Raw genomic sequence first — 23,269 nt, forward strand, 5'->3', positions numbered from 1 at the left:
AGGCAGCCTTTCGCTGGTGCTAGATTTAGCTCGGTAGCTGTCTCGCCACAGCGATATTTTGTAATCGCTGCAGTATCTCTGGCGAAGTCGACACTTGCGTTAAATTCAGCGGCAGGCGACGCTGCCAATTTGGATATTCGAGCCAAGTACCGGGAATGTTCACCGCATGGCGATCGGCTAATAAATCGCACAGTTGCACGCTGTATAGCGCACTATTGCCGCGAGCTCCTAAGGTCATCCAAGCCGTGAGTAAGGTTTGAATATCGAGTTCGGCTATCGTCACATCGGCTAACAGACCTTGAGCGACTAACAGTGAAATGAGTTGCTGCTTTTCATGTTCACGCCCCGCGAGCGCCTCGCCTAGCTGCTCGTCAGTTTCAAACAGGGATAACTGTCGACGCAGGTGTAAATCGCTGCCACACCACCAAGCCACTAAAGTCGGCACATCGTGGTTCGCCAGCATCATTAAGCTTTGGGACTTATATTGATCCGGTGATTTAAAGCCTTGATGGTCTTTGCAGAAATAGAACAACTCGTTGGAATAAATGCCAGAAGTGTAGAGACGATGAATAATGTCAGGTGGCACCAGTCCTAAATCTTCGCCAATCACCACACAGCGAGCACGTTGGCTCTCAAGGCAAACGATGGCAAGCAAGGTTTCGACGGGATAATACACATAGGCACCATGACCGAGTTGCTTATCCAGCGGCCACCACCAGAGTCGCAGTAAGCCCATCACATGATCGATACGCAAGGCGCCACAGCTTTCCATATTGGCGCGGATCAAGGCGATAAAATGGCTGAAATTATGTTGTTTTAACTTCACAGGATCGAGTGGCGTTAAGCCCCAATTTTGTCCTTGGGGTGCAAAGGGATCGGGCGGTGCACCTATGCTGGCATTCAAACAAAACTGCTCGGCATTAGCCTGTACTTCACTGCCCTGCAGCGCTGCACCGACGGCCAAATCACGGATCAATCCCAGCCCCATCCCCACCTCTTTAGCTTTTAGCTGACAGAGGTGTAACTGCTTTTCAGCCACAAATTGCAGGTAAAGATAGAAACCTTCCTCTTGCACAAACGCTTTAGGACTACGCAAATATTCCGCTTGAGCAAACTCTTGTAGCGCACTGCCCTGCTCACGCACAAACTCATGGAATCTTTGCGCTCTGGGCGTGTCGTTCGCCAGATGCGTATCACAAAAAACGCGATATAACTGCTCAAAGGCACGGTATTTCAGCTCGCTCACTTTAGGATAATCGAGCCAATTATCACGATTCAGTAAGGCGATAGCCTCTACCCAAGAAGCGCTTGAAAATTCAGTGGCAAGAACTTGGTATTCAGGAACGCTTTGTAATTGAATATAAAGAGGATTAAGTCTGCGGCGATCGCACGGACTATAAGGACTCGGATGCTCTGGCGCTGCGATATCGAGGGCATGCAAGGGATTGAGTTGAATAAAATCCGCGCCTTGCGCCGCCACCAGCCCGATCAGTTGTTCTAAATCACCAAAATCGCCAATGCCCCATTGGCTCTCGCTGCGCAAACTGTAGAGTTGAACGCTGATCCCCCAAGGTTTATGGCGTTTACCTTGGGCGACAGCCGTGAGTACGCCTTGATAAGCGGCCCGCGGCGCCACCATTAAGGTGCCAGAGAACAAAGTACGAGTATCAGCCTCTGCCGTCACACAGTCCTCTAGCGCAGAGCTTGCCGCTTGTGCACTTGTCGATAGGGCATGTTTTAAGCTTAAGGCTATGCGATGAAAGCCCAAACCTAACACAGAGAAATCACTCGCATTTTTGTCTGCTACTTGCGCAAATGAGTCTTGGTTTTTTGTAAATGCAGGGTTGTTAGTGAACTCTTGGCTGCTCAGGAAATAGGACGCTAAATTCACCGCTTCAGTCTCGGCGGGCATTAAGTTGTCAGGGAAAGCTTGGGTCTTGGCCTCAGCTAAATCAAGGCGTGCGAATCCCAGTTGCGTAAGATCAAGGCGATAGTGTAGATAAAGCGTTTGTTCAATGCGGTAATCGCCAATGGACTTAAGCGCCGAGAAAGGCACATCAAATACGATGGACTCACCCTGTTCGCATTCAATCGCCACACTCAGATCTGAGGTATAGGTTTCCGGTAAACAAAGGCTTATCCAAGGTTCATCCACAAAACACCAATGGAATTCAGGTAGAACCTGAGTCCAAGGACGGGCATCCAGCAAGTCAATTTGCGACGCGATCAATGCTTCGGTCAATACCGCATCGACACAGGTCTGCCCAGCATCACTCGATAACGCTTCTGTAGCAGAAGCATCAATGGCAGTCCCTGCCACGCTGTTTTTTTCCTGTAACATACAGGCCAAGATACCTTGCCTGTCTACCTCGGAAATATGGATATTTTGGCCAAAACAATCAGTAAATTCTGCTCCAACTCCCCGCAAATACAGCAACTTTTCCAGCCCCATATTTTGTCGCCCCCGCGACCGCTCATCCATAGCTTTAGATATACAGTAACCATGCCAACGAAAAGTAACAAGAAGATGACATAAATATTTCAGAGAAATAACAAAAAACTTTTTCAAAAAATCAGTAACTTACTAGAAGCACTCAGTTAAGTTAGCGCTCAGTAGCTATCAGGATATAAAGAGTGGAATGCACTAAATTGGGGCATGCGTTCAGCAAGAGGGCAAGCATGGCTCCTCAAGCATGCAATAAGTAAAGAGCAAAGGGATAGAAATAACATGACAAGCGTAAGTCATTTTTATGTCATTGCGTTCAGACTAATACTAACAAATACGTCAGGTGACATATTAACCACAGACATCAGTGCAACACTTTGTATCAATTGCGTTTTATAACTTGAACAGCCTATCTCTCCTCTGTCAACATCTCGTTTCGCTACAGCATAGAAACATAATAACAACATTAAATTCATGGAACCTGATATGCCCTCGCATATACGCCAGTGGCTCGCTCCCATGGAATGCTAAAGCAAAAACACCCCAATGATGATTGAGAATAAGGATATGAAATGAAGAAGTTATCAGGATTACTATTTGTCGGCTGCATAGCCTTGACGGGCTGTGAAGGAAGTACAGATGGTGATTTAACGCCGACGCCACCGACGCCCGATCCCACTCCGCCAACCTTAGCTGCGGATGTGTGTTATTTAATGAAAACGACGAAAGGCGATATCACACTTGCCATTGACTTAACTAACATGCCAATCACAGGTAAAAACTTTAAGCAGTATGTTGATAAGTCTTTCTATAACGGCACCTTATTCCATAGAACCATCAATAACTTTATGATCCAAGGCGGCGGTTTTACCACTGGTCTCAAAAGCAAACCGACCAGTGCCTCAATCAAGAATGAAGCCGCAGTCGGTATTAGCAACAAACGTGGCACTATTGCGATGGCAAGAGCAAATGCACCTGATACCGCTGCCTCTCAGTTCTTTATCAATGTATTAGATAATCCACATCTAGACGCGTCAGCGAGTAGTTATGGTTATGCCGTGTTTGGCAAAGTGGTTGACGGCATAGAGGTGGCAGATCAAATCAGCATAGTCCCAACAAAAAATATCGAAGGCTTCCAAGACACACCAGTACAAGAGATCCTCATCAATTCAGTAACAGAAACAAGCTGCCCTGCTGTCTGATCTAACGCTTAATCGGCTAAAAGCAAAAAAGCACTGAGAATTCAGTGCTTTTTTATCTTATAACTTTAGTCGTTGAAAAAACGAAACTTACTCATCCCCTTGGATCTTCCCCACCAAGAGCATAGGCGCCGCATCAATTTTATCGGCGTCCATCATAGTCGCAATACGCTCAACGGCTGAGAGCAATTGACTCTGCTCCCATTCTTCAAGATTCTGATAACGCTTAATAAAATGATCCTGTAGCGGTTTAGGTGAGTCCTGTAACAGCGCTCGGCCCGCATCGCTAAGGTATAAATGCACCTTACGTTTGTCAGTCTCACTGCGCAGACGGATCACTAAACCACGGCCCTCGAGTCGATCGATAATGGTCGTCACAGTTGCAGGGCTCAGCGTAATTTCTTCCGCCACGGTTTTAGCCAATGGCGCATCCAATTGGGCGATTTTCTGCATCACCATCAATTGCGGCCCAGTTAAACCTGAGTGTTTGTTCAGCTGGCGAGAATGAATGTCGATAGCGCGTATCACTCGGCGCAGCGAAATAAGCAGTTGTTCGTACTTTTCCATCGTTCTTTTCATTCTCCCCATTCTAAGCAACGAGTGCACCTTACCAGAAAGCGCGACTGAACTCACCCACGGGAGGCACTTTTATGGTAAAAGTCCCTTAGATTACAACATGAATTGACGCGATACCGACAACACTAAACGCTCGTCACTGGTATCTAAGTTCATGCTGGTATCTTCGGCGGCAAGACTGAAATCAAAGCCACTCCAGCTGGTCAGATAGGCGATACGGAAATGATTAAAGGATTTGCCACCATCCCATGACCATTTATCTTCATCGAGTGATGTCGAGCGATCGACACTAAAGCGAATATCATGTCCTTCAGCGACACTGACAGTATGGCCAAGCAACATAGTGTAATGCTCACCACCCAAACCAAAGTAATCCCATGTGTAGGTTAACTTAGCTTCAGAGTGACCCAGTGAACTATCATATCCTAACTTGCTATATAGCTCAGGATAGTTGTACTCATCGGAAAACGACTCGCCGTGGTAAGTGTAATAAGCCAGTCCGACATCGAAACTCAGTTGCTCATTGAGCTGATAAAACTTACCCGCATAGGCATCGAGTTCCAACCAAGTGCTGTCGTTCCCCCCAAAGTCGACGTTCGACGTAAACCCACCCACATACCATCCCGAATCAAAACCGTAATCTAGACTGCCTTGCAGTGCTGGGCCGCTGTCAGTTTGGCTAACACCGTTAAAAGTGTAATCCGACGTCGCCGTCACAGTGGCCGATAATCCGGCATTCGCCGCAGTCGACATCAATAACAATCCGCCGGCGACAAGATAAAAACATTTTGATTTCATTATTAATTTTTCCATTAGTTGGCTAGCTCAATTTTAGTAAAGTCGATTTTGTTCTCTTTTGGCGAGCGCTCAATGGCACGAACAGTTTGCAATTGCGTCATCATGATGTAACCAAAACAGCTAAAGATCAGGCCCAGTGCGATTGCACCAACCCATTGAATTTGAATAAAGTCTAATTGAAACAGTAATGTCAGACTGCAGAGCAAGACTAAGTTAAAACTGACATATTTAAGCTTGCCTAACCGCTCAATGGTCAAATTAAGATTATCGGTATACAGGCGCACCAGTGAGTCGAGTGAATTGATTACAAAGGTAATTCCCACGATCACCATCGCCAGATTATAGAAGCCCGAGGTATCTAAGCCATTGGCGCTGTAGTAATAAAGTACAGTGAACCAAATCGCGATGGGGATAGACGGAAACACCATCATGGCCAACAGCACTTGATAGGTTTTCATGCCACCGACAAAGCGCGAGGTAAATTGGCCTATCATAATGCTCCATGCAAACCACCAGAACAGATAAAACTCATGGTAGTCGTTGATGGGTAACACAAAATGTTGAATATTGCCGAAGTAGTCACCCAACATGGCAAAAGTCGTAAAGAACTCGCCCACACTCGAGTCAGCCGATAAAAATGCACTGGCCCACATCATGGCAATCAAGCCTAAAAATAACCAAGTGCTCGCCAGACTTAAAATACGCACATAACGTATGCTAGTGCTGGAATACACTGCCGCGGCGATCACCATAAATACGATTAAATAGAAGCTACCGACTATGGTTTCGCCATCGCCTAATTCGGGTAAATACCAAGGTAAATTGCTCAATAGTAAATAGGCGGTAAAGGCGCAGGTGCCAATAATCACCAAATTATTGATGAACTTAACCCAAGGAATATCGAAAAACTTCACCCTAGGCTCGATGACACAAAAATAGAAACAGGTTAAAAAGTAGAAGCTCCAAATCAAGAAGGCCCAGAAGCCAAACTCAATCGCCAGCGGATTACTAAAGCCATATTCAGGACTCGACGCCACATTGGCGTAACCCGCAAACTCGGTGAGCGGAAACATGATCAAGCCAACATCAAGTCCTGAGGTAAACAGAATCGCGATAAAGGTAAAAGTACGCACAGGCGTCACGCCGATACAACGAATATTGCCCCAACGGTAAATCACAAACGCAATCGCGGCAAAAGTGAACAGTATCCCTGCGGATAATAACCAAGTCATAATGAGCACTCAGTCCCAGTCGATACTGGGTATAAGTCGGCATCTAGATATAAACCCATAAAATGTAACTCCATGTTTTTATTTAATAATAAAAACTGAACCATTTTTAAAGGCAACGTTCTGCCCTCAAGCCTTAAATATCGCTACTTAAAAACACTCCGCGATAGTTAAACCCTGATAGATGATCAGTCGTGAAAGCGGTCATTTGCACACTCACTGCGGGCTGACCGACCCTTTAGATAAAATGAATCATGACCCTTTTGAGTAATCAATTAATGAGTCACTCTGAAGAGAGAAGCCGCCAGTCCGTCGATAAGACGGACTGAGCAGGCGTGTTGTTAACTTATGGCGTTAACTTGTCGCAGTACTTCTTTGTGTGGTTTGCCAAGCGTCGGCAACCACAACGGCGGAATCTGCTGGCGCTAACATCTCAGCGTCTAAGATCAGATCCGCGGCGCGCTCAGCCAACATTATGGTCGGCGCGTTCAAATTGCCGTTCGGGATAGTCGGGAAAATAGAAGAATCCACCACCCGTAAATTCTGCAATCCATGCACGCGGGTTTCGGGATCCACCACCGCCATCGCATCCATGCCCATCTTGCACGAACAAGAAGGATGGTAAGCACTCTCAACCGATTGACGCACAAAGGCATCGATTTGCGCATCGGTTTGCACTTGTATGCCGGGTTGAATTTCCTCACCGCGATACTCATCGAATGGCGCTTGATTGATGATCTCACGAGTTAAGCGCACGCAGGCCCGAAAGCCTTCAATATCATCGGGATGCTGTAGGTAATTGAACTGAATTCTGGGCGGCACTTTAGGATCTGCCGACACTAAAGTCACGGCACCGCGGCTTTTAGGCTTGTTATGGCCCACATGCACCTGAAACCCATGGCCCGCAAAGGCTTCTTTGCCATCGTAACGCATGGCCGCAGGTAAAAAATGGTACTGTAAATCCGGCCATTCCAGACCCGCTTTTGAGCGAATAAAACCACAGGATTCAAAGTGATTTGTGGCCCCTAAACCGGATCTATCTAAAATCCACCGAGCACCGATTAAGAACTTGCTAAAAGGATCTAACTTGCCATTGAGTGAAATAGGTTTAAGGCATTTGAATTGGAAATAAAACTCTAAATGATCCTGTAAATTCTGACCGACACCGGGCAACTCATGTTGTAACTCGACCCCTGCATCGGCCAATACTTGGGGATCGCCAATGCCAGATAATTGCAGCAAATGCGGCGAACCTATTGAGCCCGCAGCTAAAATCACATCTTTGTTGCAACGAATATCTTCAACTTTACCTTTGTGTTCAATGCGAACGCCAACGGCTGTTTGTCCTTCCAATAACACTTTATGCACTAAAGCGTGGGTCACAACCGTAAGGTTACGTCTGGCCATCGCTGGGCGTAAATAGGCATTGGCGGTTGACCAGCGTACGCCTTTTTTGACCGTCATATGCATAGGGCCAAAACCTTCTTGCTGCGCGGCATTATAATCGACGGTCGATAAATACCCCGCCGCAATGCCCGCATCCACAAAGGCTTGGTACAAGGGGTTTTGCATTTGATTGCCGTTATTCACGCCTAACGGCCCAGACTCACCGCGATACTCATCACCACCAAAGGCCCAGGTTTCCGCCTTCTTAAAGTACGGTAAGCAGTGGCTATAATCCCAATTGGTCGCCCCTTGCGCCTGCCACTCATCAAAGTCCCTAGCATGACCACGAACGTATACCATGCCATTGATCGACGATGAACCGCCAAGCACCTTGCCCCGAGGACAATGCATCTTGCGATTATCTAAATACGGCTCAGGCTGCGTCTCAAACTGCCAAGCATATTTAGGGCTGTTCATCGGAATTGATAACGCCGTCGGCATTTGAATAAAGATACTCTTATCACTGCCTCCGGTTTCTAATAACAGCACTTCGTTTTTAGGATCCTTTGACAAGCGATTGGCGAGCACACAACCCGCTGAGCCTGCGCCAACTATGATGTAGTTATAATATTTTTGCTCTAATGACTGAGTCAAAATGCCTCCTTAAAATGGGCTTTCTAAGGGCTGTAGACCCACATAAACGGCTTTAACTTGGGTGTAATGCTTGAGTGTCTCGCTACCGTTTTCACGGCCAATGCCCGACAACTTATAACCTCCCACGGGCATTTCGGCTGGCGAGGCGCCATAGGCATTGATCCAGCAAATACCCGCCTGTAACTGATGAATGACCCTATGGGCACGGCTGATATCTTGGGTAAACACCCCAGCGGCCAAGCCCATAGCGGTATTGTTTGCCCGAGCAATCACTTCCGCTTCCTCTTTAAAGGTGAGCACGGACATTACAGGGCCAAAGATTTCCTCTTTACAGATACGCATCTCGTCGGTGCAATGGGTGAAAATGGTTGGGGCAACAAAGTAACCATTGGGAGCATTTTCCGGCGTTAATGCTGTGCCACCGGTGAGCAGAGTTGCGCCGTCATCGATACCTTGCTGAATATAATCGAGCACTTTTTGCTGGTGATCTTTGGAGATCAAGGCGCCAAAGTTAGTCTCTGGCGCCATAGGATCGCCCACCACAATATTAGTTTGAGTACGCATAAGCAGTTTTTCGATAAAGCGTGGATAAACTGACTCATGGACAAACACCCGCGTCCCATTAGTACAGACTTCACCTTGGGTATAGAAGTTACCGAGCATGGCACCTGAAACGGCATTATCGATATCGGCATCGTCAAATACGATAAGCGGTGATTTACCACCGAGTTCCATAGTGACGTCTTTTAATGAACTTGCCGCCGCGGCCATGACTTTCTTGCCAGTACCGACTTCGCCCGTGAAGGACACTTTGGCAATATCCGGATGCCCCGTTAACCAAGCACCAACCTTGCCATCGCCCATTACGACGTTAAATACGCCATCAGGTAAACCCGCCTCACTTAAGAGTTGCGCTAATTTCAGTGCGCCAAGCGGCGTTTCTTCCGAAGGTTTAAAAATCATCACATTGCCGCTAGCTAAGGCAGGAGCCGCCTTCCAACAGGCGATTTGCAATGGATAATTCCACGCGCCAATGCCAGCACAAATGCCTAAGGGCTCACGGCGGGTGTAATAAAAATCCCCACCGACTTGCTGCTGCGCGCCTTCAAGCCCAGGGGCAATATGGGCGAAAAACTCGATAGCATCTGCGCCTGTGACCACATCAACCACTGAGGCTTCTTGCCAAGGTTTACCTGTATCGAACACTTCGATTGCCGCGAGTTCATCATTACGAGCCCGCAATAATGCGACCGCGTTTAACAGAATACGGCTGCGTTCAGTGGCACTCATGGCAGACCAAATAGCAAAGCCTTTTTTGGCGCTTTCGATGGCCGCTTGCTGAATTTTTTCATCGGCCACTTGCACTCGGTACGCCAATTGCCCAGTGGCAGGATTGACGACGTCGAAGGTTTCGCCGCTGTCGTTAGCGAGCAACTGACCCGCAATAAAGTTGTACTGTACTTCTACTGACATGTATTGACTCCATGCTGCTTTATCACATTGTGGATAAAGGTTTTGCATAATTTTTCGGCCTGAACAAAATCCTGCTCAGGGGTTTCACTTAAGGCGCTGCGTAACCAAAATCCATCGATCATCGCCGCCGTTTGCTTAGCAGCCATCAGGGCAAACTCTTTGGGCAACACGTGCCGAAAGGAAAAATGTAAGTTGCTGTATAAGCGGCGACTATTGATATTCTGCAAACGGGCTAACTGGGGATCGTGGACGGCCTGTGCCCAAAAACTCAGCCAAGTGTGAGTGACATTTCGTGAGCGCTGTAACTCGGTAAAATTCGCTTCAACTATCATCATTAAGCGCTCTGTTGGCGCCAACACTTGTCCTTGGATTCGATTGAGCAACGCTTGCTTTAACTGCTCGAGCAAGTGGCGCAGCGTCGCTTGGATCAAGCCCTGCTTACCACTGAAATAATGACTGATGATCCCCGACGACATCCCCGCCAACTGACTAATGCTGTTGATGGTCGTGTGCTGCAATCCATGCAAGGCAACCGATGCTAATGTCGCATCGATAAGCTGCTGTCTGCGTATCAATTTCATTGCGGCTTTAGGCATAAATACTCAAGGAATAACCACTCTCTCAATACTCTGAACGACGTTAATTGAACGTTCAATTAACAATCATGATAATGATTAGTGATGTAACTATCAACCTAAAATACCACAGTGACAAAGCTCACAAGTTAGTTATGTAAAAAAGAATTAACCTGTAAAAACAAGATAAAACTATAGATTCCTTTGACTTACGGCCCTACCACAACCACAGCAGTACGCATAAATCAATATTAGATATCAAACTAATTAATTGGAGTTAATGCTACAAATGAGAGTATTCATGAGGTTTAACCTCTGTTAGATTTAACAATTGAGCCGTCAAATGCTGGATAAAAAGTGGGATAAAAAGTAAACGAAAAATGCACAGAAATGATGCATCACCAGGGGCGCTAACAACGCTAAAAAACCATATCGTACGCCAACACTAATACCCGTCATAAAAGTCCGAAATTTAGTTACCCAGTTCCAACTTTAGTGGGAAATTACCCTCAGATAAGCGCCGAACTCGATCAAGCTCACACTTTCACTACCTCCAAATTGGTAGCTTGATCACCAGAAAAGAACACAACTTAATCTTTACAAGCAAATAGGTGGATTTTATGGCTGCTAAATTTTTTATTCCTTCTGTCAACGTATTAGGCCAAGGCGCAGTGGATGATGCTATCGGTGACATCAAAACCTTAGGCTTTAAACACGCACTCATAGTGACAGATAAACCCTTAGTCAAGATTGGCTTAGTGGGTGAAGTGGCCGAAAAACTCGGTCAAAATGGTATTACCTCCACCATCTATGATGGTGTACAACCTAACCCAACCGTGACGAACGTCGAAGCGGGTTTAGCCCTGTTAAAAGCCAACAAGTGTGACTTTGTAATTTCACTCGGCGGCGGCTCACCCCATGATTGTGCCAAGGGTATCGCCCTTGTTGCAACCAACGGTGGCAGCATCAAAGATTATGAAGGGTTAGATCAATCCGCGAAACCACAGTTGCCGTTAGTGGCCATTAATACGACGGCAGGTACTGCCAGTGAAATGACGCGCTTCTGTATCATTACCGACGAAGCCCGCCACATTAAAATGGCGATTGTCGATAAACACACCACGCCTTTGCTGTCGGTCAACGACCCTGAGTTAATGCTGAAAAAGCCTGCGAGCCTAACTGCCGCAACAGGTATGGATGCACTGACTCACGCGGTTGAAGCCTATGTGTCTATTGCAGCGAACCCGATCACCGACGCCTGTGCGATCAAGGCTATGGAATTGATTCAAGCTAACTTAGTCAACGCAGTTGAAAACGGTCAAGACATCAACGCCCGTGAACAAATGGCCTACGCCCAGTTCTTAGCAGGTATGGCGTTTAACAATGCCAGCTTAGGTTATGTGCATGCGATGGCGCACCAATTAGGCGGTTTCTACGATCTGCCCCACGGCGTGTGTAACGCTCTGCTGCTGCCACATGTGCAGGAATACAACGCCCAGGTCGTCCCTGCTCGCTTAAAAGACATTGCCAAGGCTATGGGTGTCGATGTGTCTGCGATGACAGATGAGCAAGGTGCTAGTGCGGCGATAGCGGCAATCAAAAAACTGTCTGTTGCGGTTAAGATCCCAGAAAACCTGACCTTGTTAGGCGTGAAAGCGGAAGATATTCCAACACTTGCGGATAACGCGTTAAAAGATGCCTGTGGATTCACCAATCCAAAACAAGCGACCCATGCGGAGATCTGTCAGATCTTCACTAATGCGCTGTAATTGTGCGCTGTAATCGCCATACCTTACCAATCGCAAGTTAGCACACAACAATCGTGCGCTAACTTGCTGGATAACGACTTATTGTCCTGCTAGTGCGTAAACACGACTTCATCCTCCAATGAATTCGTTTTAGGCTCCAATAGTGCACAGATTATTGCTGCACTATTGGGGCCTTTTTTACACCTGTATCAACAAGATGGTGAGGTAAGTTACTATCTTAAAAATTGAGTAACAAAAACCAACATAAAACTCAGTGTCTATGCACCTTTGCACTGACAAAACACTCACAAATCTGCATATTCAAGAAGAAAGGATCTGAACCTCAAATATTCATAGCAAAATGATATAAAAAACGTGATCTCTGTGGGTTACAGACTGTTACAGATCCGATAAGATGGCCCCAGTTCGCTTTTTCCCTGCAAAAGATGAAGCCAGCTGAGAGGCCCGTTCTAACGAATGGGCCTCTGTCCATTCTACCTTCTGCGTTTCCTCTGCGACAACTTATGCTGCCACTTACTCATATAGCTCCCATCAAAGTTTAATTAACCTATTTACTCCGCTGTTCGCTCTTTTTATCAATAAGACTTACTGACGACCAAGTTGTTGCTTTATTAATCAGTAATTCAGCAAAAGCGAAACTTCACCCAAAACTGAGATCTAGCACAAAGTTATTGGCATAAAACTCATGCTAAATAGAGACATGACAGATTAAGTAAATGGTTAATTTTCATGCAGTAACTATCCTTCTCCGTCAAAAAACATCAAGGCTATATAGACTTAATTAATGATTGACCGAATTCAAAAACGATGCCTATGATGGCAACAATATCCTCGAACAGGTAGGTACGCTATGACTGCAATCACCCATGTATATAACTACACAGTTAGATGTCCACATTACAAAGATCCTGAACATCCCGTTACTTGGTTAAATCATATTGAAATGAACCAGTCCTGTGAGATCGCGTTAAATCGCATCACTAAATGGCACGAGCTTTCTGGGGAAAAAACCTTCGAAACGAATAAGTTTGTGGTTCGTAAAGCCGAAAATGAAGATGCTTACTTCTCAATGCAGAGTGACAGACTCAAAAATGACGGTCATGCCTTAGTCACCTTTAAAATCTTTTTAGACGATTGCTGTGACGATGCGGCGCCAGAAGAAATTATGCAGCACCTGATTGAAGACTATCAACAACGCTTAGCCAAACTCGAATAATCTTTGCAGTATTATTTAGCGACCTTAGACGCCAGTGCGCAAAACGCCACTGGCGTTTTTATTTGTCGAGTTCGATAACTCAACCCGCGACGTCATTTAATGCTCTTAGTTTCACTCACTCGGTTGATACTCGCCCAGAAGCATTGCAACAGCGGCTCAGCAGATAATGTCACCATAGCGTGATTCAGCTCAAGATCTGTTATATTGTCCCGAATGTCATTTAGCACAGTAAAAATGGCAAGGCCCAGTAAATTGAGTTACGAACTTAAATTGAGGATTGGCATCACAATGAATAAAGCGACGCTCATTATTATTCCTTTATTACTCGCTACATCCGCCTGTGCGGATTTAAAGGACGCAGGCCGTGCCATCGGCACAACGACTAAAGAAGTCACCACTGAGATAGGCCACGCGACTCGAGACACGACAAAAGCCATAGGTCATGCTTCACGGGATGCGGTCAAATCGGTAAAAGAGGATTTAACCAAAGACTAATGACAGTGACGCCTAGGCGTCACTGCTCATTTTAAGCATCTTATACATTTAAGCATCACGCATTTTAAGCGCCACGCCCCTTAAGCCGCATTCGCCCGAATACCATGGGGCACAGGCAATCCTTGGGCATTCACATGCACAAACACCATCTTATCTATACTCACCACTGGCGCCTGCGTCATCTTATTACGTACTTGGCAGCTTACGGTAATAGAACTGTGGCCGAGACTCACGAGCTCCAGACCAAACTCAATCACATCCCCTTGATGCGCTGGCGTCATAAAGTTGATTTCAGAAATCAGCTTAGTCACATGGCTCGTGCTCTTCATCTGACAGGCAGCAAAGATGGCGGCCTCCTCGTCTATCCAACTGAGCAACTGACCGCCAAACAGTGTATTTGCTGGATTTAAATGTTCAGGTTTAACTAAACGGCGACTGTAATATTTCATGGCGATGACCTCAATGTGAATGCCAATAATCAGCTTTAATACGCTATAACTTTCCACATTATTCAGAGCATTTTTCAGGCCACTATTGATCGCCATTAAATAACAATGAGATAGCAATAAGCTGCTGTAAAATAATCCGATTATTGCACCAAGTCGTATCAGAGTTGCACCATATTAATCAGCGTAATAGTGAACCAATAAGCAAAAAAATAGCGACTCATAGAGTCGCCAAGCTAAGGCAAGCAAAAACTTACTGGGTAGGAAGTTAAGCCACAAAATTTGACTTAAAAACCCGCACAGCACATGTAGGCGAACTGCACGGGGGACAACAGCTGCAGAGCAGCTAAACACAGGCTTACGGGTAACACTCTTTCATACTCGACTCGAGATTTAGGCTGCAAGGTCGGTAACTCATCACAGTCCGCCCTTGCCCTCTATTTCGAGTTTTTAACCACGCCTCACCACATATATCAATGTAAGGCGTGCTGAGGAGTGATCCACAATCACAATGGATCATCCTAAGCGCTGCTTACTGCTTAAAACTGCTCTTCTTCGGTGGAACCTGTCAGTGCAGTCACTGAAGAATGGCCACCTTGAATAACCGTAGTCACTTGGTCGAAATAACCTGTGCCCACTTCCTGTTGATGCGCCACAAAGGTGTAACCTTTCTTCGCTGCAGCAAACTCAACTTCTTGAACTTTCTCGACATAATGCTTCATACCTTCGCCGCGCGCATAGTCGTAAGCGAGGTCGAACATGTTGTACCACATGTTGTGGATGCCGGCTAAAGTGATGAACTGGTACTTGTAGCCCATGTCTGACAATGCTTGTTGGAAGCGCGCGATAGTGGCGTCGTCCAGATTTTTCTTCCAGTTGAACGAAGGCGAACAGTTGTAAGCAAGCAGCTGATCTGGGTACTGAGCATGAATCGCTTCAGCAAAAACACGCGCTTCTTCAAGATCCGGTTTAGCGGTTTCACACCAAATCAAATCTGCATAAGGGGCATAAGCCAGACCACGAGAGATCGCTTGGTCAAGACCCGCTTTCACACGGTAGAAACCTTCATTGGTGCGCTCGCCAGTCACGAAATCACGATCGTATGGGTCGCAATCTGAAGTTAACAAATCGGCCGCGTTAGCATCGGTACGGGCGATAACTAGTGTATCGACACCGCTCACATCCGCCGCTAAACGTGCAGCAACCAGCTTTTGTACCGCTTCTTGGGTTGGCACTAATACTTTGCCGCCCATGTGACCACATTTCTTCACTGAAGCTAACTGATCTTCAAAATGAACACCGGCAGCGCCCGCGTCGATCATCGACTTCATCAGTTCGAAGGCATTTAATACGCCGCCAAAGCCCGCTTCTGCGTCAGCAATAATTGGCAGAAAGTAATCAACAAACTTTTCATCTTCTGGATTAACGCCATTGCCCCACTGAATTTGGTCGGCGCGACGGAATGAGTTATTGATGCGTGACACCACAGCTGGCACTGAGTTGGCTGGGTATAAAGATTGATCTGGGTACATAGTGCCGGCTAAGTTAGCATCGGCTGCCACTTGCCAACCTGAAAGGTAAATCGCTTCAATACCCGCTTTCGCCTGTTGTACCGCTTGACCACCCGTTAACGCACCCAGTGAATTCACATAGCCTTTTTTAGCGCCACCGTTAACCAATTCCCATAACTTAGCTGCACCGCGCTTAGCGATAGTATTCTCTGGCACGATTGAACCGCGAAGTGCAACCACTTCTTCTGCGGTATAAGGACGACGCACGTGTTTCCAACGTGGGTTTTCAGCCCAATCTCGCTTGATTGCATCAATCTGTTCTTGACGTGAAGTCTGAGTCGTTGCCTTAGTCATAGTGTCGCTCCTTTATCTTTGATGTTGTAGCTATCATGAAACTGCCCCCCAGTTTCACTCTGCTAAATTGTTTGGTTGACGGTAGCCCCGCCACAGCTAAATCTGGTTTACCTAAAACGGTTCAAGCAAATGAGTTCATTCTAAGCTGTCAGCATTTCGTAACCGGGTAAGGTTAAGAAATCGACCAGCTCGTCGGAGGTGGTAATGTCTTCAAGCAACACCGCTGCTTGGGTGAATTTGCCATGGGTGAATCTGTCGCTACCCACTTCTTTTTTCACGTTCGACAGCTCTTCAACCAACATGTCTTTAAAGAGTTGTTTGGTAACGAGTTTGCCGTTGGACAGCGACTTACCGTGTTGGATCCATTGCCAAATTGAGGCCCTAGAGATCTCAGCCGTCGCCGCATCTTCCATTAAGCCGTAAATGGGCACACAACCGTTACCGCTGATCCACGCCTCTAAATACTGCAGGGCGATACGAATGTTCAGACGCATCCCTTGTTCAGTGCGCTCACCATCGCAGGTTTTAAGTAACTCACTAGCCAGAATTGGCGCGTCTACATCACGGGTAATATGTAATTGATTACAGTGATCTTGGCCTATGTATTCGTTGAAAATCCCCATAGCGGTGTCGGCAAGGCCAGGGTGCGCTACCCAAGTGCCATCGTGGCCGTTACGCGCCTCAAGCTCTTTATCTCGACGAACTCGCTGCAATACGGCTTCGTTCTGAGCAGGATCTTTAGCAGGAATAAAGGCTGCCATGCCGCCCATCGCTAAAGCTCCGCGTTTGTGGCAAGTCTTAATCAAGAGTCTTGAATAAGCGCTTAAGAAAGGCGTATCCATAGTGACGGCTTGGCGATCCGGTAAGACTCGGTCGCTATGACGTTTTAATGTTTTGATATAGCTGAAGATGTAATCCCAACGACCACAGTTCAGTGCGACGATATTGGAACGTAGTTCATAGAGAATTTCGTCCATTTCGAACACGGCAGGCAAAGTCTCAATCAAGCAAGTACATTTAATCGTGCCCGCTTGCAGACAGAATCTGTCCTCAACAAAAGCAAACACTTTTGCCCACCAGCGCGCTTCAATATGACTTTCTAACTTAGGAATATAAAAATATGGACCACTGCCTTTGGCCAAAAGTTGGCGATAGTTGTGGTAGAAATACAGTGCGAAATCAAACAGTGAGCCAGGAATCGCTTTGCCATTAAACTGCACGTGTTTTTCTTTAAGGTGCAGACCACGAACGCGGCAGATAAGCACTGCAGGATTTGGTCCTAATTTATAGTGCTTACCCGTGTCCGGTGCTGTGTACTCAATCTCACCACGCACGGCATCACGTAGATTGATTTGACCTTCGACGACTTTTTCCCAGCTCGGTGCTAAGGAATCTTCAAAGTCGGCCATAAACACTTTGGCATTGGCGTTGAGTGCGTTAATCACCATCTTACGTTCAACGGGACCTGTGATTTCTACGCGGCGGTCAAGCAAGTCATCGGGAATACCACGAATCTGCCATGCACCATCACGAATAGCGCGGGTTTCAGGCAGAAAGTCTGGTAATGATCCTTTATCGATACGCGCTTGCTTATCTTTACGTTTAGCGAGTAAGGCGGGTACTTCGTCGGCAAATTCACGACAAAGGGATTCGAGTAAGGCGACAGCCCCTTCGGTAAATATGACTTCTTGGCCTGGAATGTCACGACCCACAATATTAAGCGTGGCGTTTGCTGTAGCTTTACCCAGTGTCGAATTCAATTGCTGTTCACTCAAAGTGTGTTCCGTCATCTTGATGCCCTCCCAAGAGGCTCCACTATCACAGGCTTAGCGCTGACATATAAAGCAGTAGCATCCCCAATCACCGCTGCTTATAAACTCACCAAAAAACCATCAAATGTTTGTTTCGAACTAAAACTTACCGACAAACGTTTGTATTTGCAACAGTCCAAGATTGACAAAAACATGCATTAACCTAAGTAAAAACCATGCTAAAATTGGTCTGACCAAACAAAAAAACAAACAACAAATAACTGATAAATATGCAATTAAACATTTTAATCACATATAGCAATTGCAGTTAAATGAAACTTGTCAGACAACTTTACCAATTAATACGCAAAGTAATTAATTACGTAATTAAATAACTAATAGTAAATTAATTATTACATCATTTTTACTCTATTAGACCTAAGTAGAAAATGCTCAATGTTTTGAACTAACCTAGAGGTAAGTCAGATAAATTCATATAAATCATAATGATAAAGACTGTTGCTATTGCCACAAATTAAAACGACCGTTTCATTTTTACGTTTACGTAAACGAAACAAGTGTCATGTGCGATTAAAACTAAGTACCAGGTTGCGTTTCCCGATCAACAAGGTGGGATGTGATGGTTAACTCAAAAAATAAATCACTTTTTTATAAAAAAAATGAAACAAATTTGACATTACAGCGGGATGGAGCTTAGACGCGACTTTTTATGAAGCTTTTCTCCTGCGAGAACCCATACCTTACTTCCTCAAATACATGCCTTTTCGTAACACTTATTCGCAGCACTGCACATTTCAACCACGACATCTGAAACATATGTTGCCAACTTAAATGCAAATCATTACTATTCGCGACCTATTTATTTGGGGGAACCATTAATGAAATCATTTCGTTTGTCACTAACTGCACTCGCCTGCCTTTCCGTTTTATCGCAAACTGCATCCGCCGAAGCTAACTCGGTATCAGCAAATACTGAAGCCAACGTTGAGCGCATCACGGTTTATGGCAGACAAAACTCAGTGGTGAAAAATTCAGGGCTAGCGACTAAATCCGACATGTCTCTCATGGAAACACCCGCTGCAGTTGTAATTGTTGACCAAGAACTGATCGAAACCCAAGGTACTGATAATCTGCAAGACTTGATCCGTAACATCAGTGGTGTGACTCAAGCGGGTAATAACTATGGCATCGGTGACAACATAGTCATCCGTGGTTTAGGCGCAAATTACACCTATGACGGTATGTATGGCGGTGCTGGCCTTGGTAATACTTTCAACCCCACGCGCTCTTTAACCAACGTTGAATCCGTAGAAGTATTAAAAGGCCCAGCGACTGGACTCTACGGCATGGGGAGTGCTGGCGGCGTCATCAATTTAATTGAGAAAAAACCGCAATTCGAGTCAAAAAACAAATTTACCGCCGAAGTTGGGCAATGGGATACCTACTCCCTTGCTCTGGATAGCACGGGCGCCCTGAATGATGATGTCGCCTACCGTTTAGTGGCCAAATCCGGCCGCAGTGATGGCTATCGCGATATAGGTACAGACAGAGACGAAATCTATGGCGCCTTGAAATGGGTATTAAGTGATAGCCAAGATTTAATGCTTTCAGGTGCTTACATCAAAGATGCTATTGCCGTTGACTCTATTGGCCACCCGATTCGAATTTACAATGCCGATTCAGTCGGCGGTAAGAGCGCGGGAGAGGTCACTTGGCAGGATTTAATCAACGATCCAAGTGGTAAGGGTCTACAACTGACCGATGCACAGCGTCAGCAGTTAGCGGCCTCGTTGTCGGGCGCTGATGGCTTAAGGCCCTATTCGTTTGGTGATGCAGGGCTGATTTCACCCATGGCGAAGGACAATGAAGGCGAAGAGTTAAGATTTAAACTAACCCATAATATTTACTTCAACGATAGTCTGTTTCTTAATCAGCAATTACAGTATCGCGACTACACTTCAGGCTTCGCCCGCCAAACAGGTGCTTATAACTACGTCTACTGGAAACAAGGCAAAAACCCGATCAACGCTGATCCCCGCGCGCCTTTAGTTGAAAACGGCGAACTTTATCCTTTTGCTGCAAGACGTCAGGAATACCGTAAAGTGGATGCCGACGAGACTTCGTGGCAGTACTTTGCCGATTTACGTTATGACTTCCAAATTGGCAATATAGACAATGAATTATTGGTCAATGCCAACTATGAAGACCGTAATATTCGCTTCCAGCAATATTCTATCTACGATGCGGATCAAATCTTTAAAAACAAAGATGGCAAAATCATTTACCAAGGATCTCTGCCTTATATATACGACATCCGCAATCCTAATTGGGGCACAGGTAAATTCGAGGACTATGACCCACTCAAAACCGCTAACTATGACAAAAAAGTCAGCGCTTGGGGCGTAGGCTTACAACATGTCAGTTATCTGCCATACGGCTTTACCACACGTATTGGTGTTGCCTTTAATGAAATTAAACAAGCCTATGAGCACTTTGGTGTTGATCCACGCTATAGCACTAGCCAATCCCAAGCGACACCAGAAGCTGATACCACAGATAACGGTATGACCTATAACCTAGGGTTAACCTACATGCCGATTGAGGATTTATCATTTTTCATCAACCATTCTAAAGGGCGAACCGCTTACAGTGTACTTGATGCAGTAAAAGATAATGCTACCGACCGAGATGATTCAGAATCAATTAGCAATGATCTAGGTATGCGCTTTAAAGCATTTGAGGATCAATTGCTTGGCTCACTGGTATTCTTTAAAAGCTCGCGTACTAATGTCGCCTATAACAACCCTGATTATACCAATGGCATATTAACCCCTAATATTCCCGTGTATTTTTACGATGGCAGCGAAGATACTCAGGGGGTCGAACTCGATCTCAATGCCCACCTGAATGATCAATGGCGCGTTAACCTTAATGGCATGTACCAAGATGCAAGGGATAAGCAAAACCCGAATGACGTCGCAAATTACGACAGCCGTCAAAAAGGTGTGCCTTATGTCACTGCCAGTGCTTGGGTTACCTATGGCGCGGATTGGTTTAGATTATCAAGCCCAATCGAGCTGAGCCTTGGTGCAAAATTTGTCGATGATCGCAGTACGCACTCAAGCTCATTTGGTATTCCAGACGGTTACGTGCCTAGTTATACAGTCGTTGACTCGGCGGTGAGCTACAACGCGGATTCTTGGAAAATCCAGTTAAACATCAATAACCTTTTCAATAAAGACTATTACAGTAAAGCCATGTTCCTCGGTGGTATGCCGGGTGAAGAACGCAACGTCAAACTGCAATACAGCTATAGCTTTTAATACCTAAACATCAGCGTTAAATTTGATGTTGTAAACCAATAAAAAAGAGAGCATTTATGCTCTCTTTTTATATCCAAATCAGAGTGACAACATTAGCTCACATTCTCCCTATCGCCACGCATGAGGGATTCCAACTCTGCCTTACCCTTATTCGATAGATTGATTAACGTCGCTAAATCATTTTGATGAGCCGCACTCGCAATCACCAGTTTCTTATCATGTTCAGCAAAAATTTTTACCCGCTCGTTGGCTTGTACCTGCGATAAACCTAGACCTTGGAGAATCTTCTCACTGGCCGATAGCGCCGAACCAAAGGTCTCACGAAACACATCCGTCACCCCAAGGCTCATCAAACGATAAGCATGGTTACGGTCCCTCGCCCGCGCGACAATGTTGATATGGGGAAAATGCGTTTTCACTTGCAGAGCAATTTCAATGGAATCCTCAACACTGTCCACGGCAAGCAATAGTAATCTAGACCGAGCAATCCCCGCAGACATCAACATGTCTAAGCGTCTGGCATCACCAAAATACACTTCACCACCGTATTTACGAATCACATCCACATGACTCGCATCCTTATCCAAGGCGACAAAAGGGATACCTGATGAGGCCAAAATACGCCCCGTGATCTGGCCTACTCGACCAAATCCAGCAATCACCACTTCGGATTCGGTGACATTAATCGTATCTGGCAGACGAGTATCCACCACTTTGGCTTTAGTTGCTCGGAACAAAGTAAACAATAGAGGTGTTACTGCCATAGACAAACCAATAGCAAGCACAAGGACTTGCGCAATTTTATCGCCGACAATACCAGATAGCTGCGCCTGAGATAACAGCACAAAGGCAAATTCGCCCCCCTCAGCAAGGATCAAACCTAGTGCAATACTAGGCCGCCATTTGTGGTGCCGAATACGACCCAACACCATAAGCACAAAGGTTTTAATCAGCAACATAGCCATTAAAATACCCAGAATAAGTAACGGATCAGATATCAATAATTTCAAATCCATACTCATACCGACAGCCATGAAAAACAGCCCAAGCAATAAGCCTTTAAAAGGTTCTATGTCAGTTTCGAGCTGGTGCCGATAACTTGAGTTAGCGAGCATAATACCCGCCAAAAATGCCCCCATGCCCGCAGAAAGTCCCAACCACTCCATTAACTCAGCGCTACCCATGACCAGCAATAATGCAAAAGCGGTGAGCACTTCACGCACCCCACTGCTTGCCACTAGTTTAAGGAATTTAGGCAGTAAATATTTCCCCACTAACACAAAACCAACGAGCGCAAGACACGTCCAGTACCAAGGCACCGCATGATGTTCAATCTGAGCAGAATTGGGCGCCAAATATGCTGTCAGCAGCAACATAGGTATAACCGCAAGATCTTGCATTAACAAGACCCCAAAAGCATCACGTCCAAGTGGGGTTGTAAGCAACCTATGCTCACTCATTAACTGCACGGCAAAGGCTGTCGATGATAAAGATAGCGCGGCGCCAACCACTAAAGCCGCCTCAATAGACAAGCCAAAGCCCCAAGCCAAACCTCCAATCGCAGCCCATGACAACAACAGCTGACCACTGCCTAAACCAAAGATAGCACTGCGAAGTTCCCATAATTTACTTGGATTCAATTCGAGTCCAAGTACAAACAGCATAAGTACCACACCTAACTCGGCAAAATGCAACACGGCTGCAGGATCAGAAACCAACGCCATACCACCTGGGCCTAAAATAATCCCTGCGGCCAAATAGGAAAGAATAGGGCCCGCGCCAAAACGTTTACCCAAGGGAACAAAAATAACCGCCGCCAATAAAAATAGCAGCACCGACGTGAGTAAACTCGACTGTTCCATGAAGGCTCCAACGGAAAAAGGAATGCGCATTGTTCTATGTAAGGACCCAGCAATAGCTAGGCAATTATCAGCTATGATATCCCATTTATTTATTAACAAGGTCAAGGCAATTCATTAAAAATGAGAAATTTTTGATACGAAAAATACTTAAGCGTGGAGGAAATCAACTGGAGTAACAAAGCAGA

Annotated in this window: 16 protein-coding genes; 5 read left to right on the plus strand and 11 right to left on the minus strand. The window is 45.8% G+C overall.

What is annotated here, in order from left to right:
- Positions 1 to 25 precede the first annotated feature (25 nt).
- Positions 26 to 2,452, minus strand: a complete 2,427-nt coding sequence (gene malQ, locus HQQ92_RS13510) for a 4-alpha-glucanotransferase (RefSeq protein ID WP_173246019.1) — start codon at positions 2,450 to 2,452, stop codon at positions 26 to 28.
- 566 nt (positions 2,453 to 3,018) lie between these two features.
- Here malQ and HQQ92_RS13515 point away from each other — a divergent pair.
- Complete coding sequence (locus HQQ92_RS13515; protein WP_173246022.1) at positions 3,019 to 3,648, plus strand: peptidylprolyl isomerase; 630 nt, start codon at positions 3,019 to 3,021, stop codon at positions 3,646 to 3,648.
- An 87-nt stretch (positions 3,649 to 3,735) separates the two neighbouring features.
- Here the strand turns inward: HQQ92_RS13515 and HQQ92_RS13520 are convergent, their stop codons facing one another.
- The 6 genes from HQQ92_RS13520 to betI form a co-directional block, all read right to left on the minus strand.
- A complete protein-coding gene (locus HQQ92_RS13520; protein ID WP_006080852.1) occupies positions 3,736 to 4,212 on the minus strand; it encodes a MarR family winged helix-turn-helix transcriptional regulator in 477 nt (158 codons plus the stop codon).
- A gap of 102 nt (positions 4,213 to 4,314) precedes the next feature.
- Complete coding sequence (locus tag HQQ92_RS13525) at positions 4,315 to 5,019, minus strand: TorF family putative porin (protein WP_173246025.1); 705 nt, start codon at positions 5,017 to 5,019, stop codon at positions 4,315 to 4,317.
- Between the two features lie 14 nt (positions 5,020 to 5,033).
- Complete coding sequence (locus tag HQQ92_RS13530; protein ID WP_173246028.1) at positions 5,034 to 6,251, minus strand: BCCT family transporter; 1,218 nt, start codon at positions 6,249 to 6,251, stop codon at positions 5,034 to 5,036.
- A gap of 351 nt (positions 6,252 to 6,602) precedes the next feature.
- On the minus strand, positions 6,603 to 8,288 hold the full coding sequence (gene betA, locus HQQ92_RS13535) for a choline dehydrogenase (protein ID WP_028760715.1): 1,686 nt from the start codon (positions 8,286 to 8,288) through the stop codon (positions 6,603 to 6,605).
- A gap of 9 nt (positions 8,289 to 8,297) precedes the next feature.
- Complete coding sequence (gene betB / locus HQQ92_RS13540; RefSeq protein WP_173246031.1) at positions 8,298 to 9,761, minus strand: betaine-aldehyde dehydrogenase; 1,464 nt, start codon at positions 9,759 to 9,761, stop codon at positions 8,298 to 8,300.
- Positions 9,752 to 10,357, minus strand: coding sequence for a transcriptional regulator BetI (betI, locus tag HQQ92_RS13545; RefSeq protein WP_173246034.1), 606 nt, complete (start codon positions 10,355 to 10,357; stop codon positions 9,752 to 9,754). The genes betB and betI overlap by 10 nt, the downstream gene beginning before the upstream one ends.
- 599 nt (positions 10,358 to 10,956) lie before the next feature.
- Between betI and yiaY the strand changes: the two genes are divergently transcribed.
- The 3 genes from yiaY (at position 10,957) to HQQ92_RS13560 (ending at position 13,816) form a co-directional block, all read left to right on the plus strand.
- Entirely contained in the window at positions 10,957 to 12,105 is a 1,149-nt protein-coding gene (yiaY, locus tag HQQ92_RS13550) for an L-threonine dehydrogenase (RefSeq protein ID WP_028760717.1), read from the plus strand.
- Between the two features lie 850 nt (positions 12,106 to 12,955).
- Positions 12,956 to 13,321, plus strand: coding sequence for a hypothetical protein (locus HQQ92_RS13555; RefSeq protein WP_028760718.1), 366 nt, complete (start codon positions 12,956 to 12,958; stop codon positions 13,319 to 13,321).
- 288 nt (positions 13,322 to 13,609) lie between these two features.
- Positions 13,610 to 13,816: a hypothetical protein gene (locus HQQ92_RS13560; protein ID WP_028760719.1), complete on the plus strand. Its 207-nt coding sequence runs from the start codon at positions 13,610 to 13,612 to the stop codon at positions 13,814 to 13,816.
- A gap of 80 nt (positions 13,817 to 13,896) precedes the next feature.
- Here the strand turns inward: HQQ92_RS13560 and HQQ92_RS13565 are convergent, their stop codons facing one another.
- The 3 genes from HQQ92_RS13565 to aceB form a co-directional block, all read right to left on the minus strand.
- Complete coding sequence (locus HQQ92_RS13565) at positions 13,897 to 14,265, minus strand: acyl-CoA thioesterase (RefSeq protein WP_006080843.1); 369 nt, start codon at positions 14,263 to 14,265, stop codon at positions 13,897 to 13,899.
- Between the two features lie 536 nt (positions 14,266 to 14,801).
- Complete coding sequence (gene aceA / locus HQQ92_RS13570) at positions 14,802 to 16,127, minus strand: isocitrate lyase (protein WP_028760720.1); 1,326 nt, start codon at positions 16,125 to 16,127, stop codon at positions 14,802 to 14,804.
- A 140-nt stretch (positions 16,128 to 16,267) separates the two neighbouring features.
- On the minus strand, positions 16,268 to 17,917 hold the full coding sequence (gene aceB / locus HQQ92_RS13575; RefSeq protein WP_173246037.1) for a malate synthase A: 1,650 nt from the start codon (positions 17,915 to 17,917) through the stop codon (positions 16,268 to 16,270).
- 860 nt (positions 17,918 to 18,777) lie between these two features.
- Between aceB and HQQ92_RS13580 the strand changes: the two genes are divergently transcribed.
- Positions 18,778 to 21,222, plus strand: coding sequence for a TonB-dependent siderophore receptor (locus HQQ92_RS13580; RefSeq protein WP_173246039.1), 2,445 nt, complete (start codon positions 18,778 to 18,780; stop codon positions 21,220 to 21,222).
- A gap of 92 nt (positions 21,223 to 21,314) precedes the next feature.
- On the opposite strand, the gene HQQ92_RS13585 is transcribed toward HQQ92_RS13580, so the two are convergent.
- The gene (locus HQQ92_RS13585) at positions 21,315 to 23,084 is read right to left on the minus strand and encodes a monovalent cation:proton antiporter-2 (CPA2) family protein (protein WP_173246041.1); all 1,770 of its coding nucleotides are present in this window, start codon (positions 23,082 to 23,084) and stop codon (positions 21,315 to 21,317) included.
- Positions 23,085 to 23,269 lie beyond the last annotated feature (185 nt).

The organism is Shewanella sp. DC2-4 (assembly GCF_013248875.1).
Classification (GTDB): domain Bacteria; phylum Pseudomonadota; class Gammaproteobacteria; order Enterobacterales; family Shewanellaceae; genus Shewanella; species Shewanella oncorhynchi.

Excerpts from the sequence above, each read along its gene's own strand:
- malQ (WP_173246019.1), bottom strand. The coding sequence starts at position 2,452 with ATGGGGCTGGAAAAGTTGCTGTATTTGCGGGGAGTTGGAGCAGAATTT.
- HQQ92_RS13515 (WP_173246022.1), top strand. The coding sequence starts at position 3,019 with ATGAAGAAGTTATCAGGATTACTATTTGTCGGCTGCATAGCCTTGACG.
- HQQ92_RS13520 (WP_006080852.1), bottom strand. The coding sequence starts at position 4,212 with ATGGAAAAGTACGAACAACTGCTTATTTCGCTGCGCCGAGTGATACGC.
- HQQ92_RS13525 (WP_173246025.1), bottom strand. The coding sequence starts at position 5,019 with ATGAAATCAAAATGTTTTTATCTTGTCGCCGGCGGATTGTTATTGATG.
- HQQ92_RS13530 (WP_173246028.1), bottom strand. The coding sequence starts at position 6,251 with ATGACTTGGTTATTATCCGCAGGGATACTGTTCACTTTTGCCGCGATT.
- betB (WP_173246031.1), bottom strand. The coding sequence starts at position 9,761 with ATGTCAGTAGAAGTACAGTACAACTTTATTGCGGGTCAGTTGCTCGCT.
- betI (WP_173246034.1), bottom strand. The coding sequence starts at position 10,357 with ATGCCTAAAGCCGCAATGAAATTGATACGCAGACAGCAGCTTATCGAT.
- yiaY (WP_028760717.1), top strand. The coding sequence starts at position 10,957 with ATGGCTGCTAAATTTTTTATTCCTTCTGTCAACGTATTAGGCCAAGGC.
- HQQ92_RS13555 (WP_028760718.1), top strand. The coding sequence starts at position 12,956 with ATGACTGCAATCACCCATGTATATAACTACACAGTTAGATGTCCACAT.
- HQQ92_RS13560 (WP_028760719.1), top strand. The coding sequence starts at position 13,610 with ATGAATAAAGCGACGCTCATTATTATTCCTTTATTACTCGCTACATCC.
- HQQ92_RS13565 (WP_006080843.1), bottom strand. The coding sequence starts at position 14,265 with ATGAAATATTACAGTCGCCGTTTAGTTAAACCTGAACATTTAAATCCA.
- aceA (WP_028760720.1), bottom strand. The coding sequence starts at position 16,127 with ATGACTAAGGCAACGACTCAGACTTCACGTCAAGAACAGATTGATGCA.
- aceB (WP_173246037.1), bottom strand. The coding sequence starts at position 17,917 with ATGACGGAACACACTTTGAGTGAACAGCAATTGAATTCGACACTGGGT.
- HQQ92_RS13580 (WP_173246039.1), top strand. The coding sequence starts at position 18,778 with ATGAAATCATTTCGTTTGTCACTAACTGCACTCGCCTGCCTTTCCGTT.
- HQQ92_RS13585 (WP_173246041.1), bottom strand. The coding sequence starts at position 23,084 with ATGGAACAGTCGAGTTTACTCACGTCGGTGCTGCTATTTTTATTGGCG.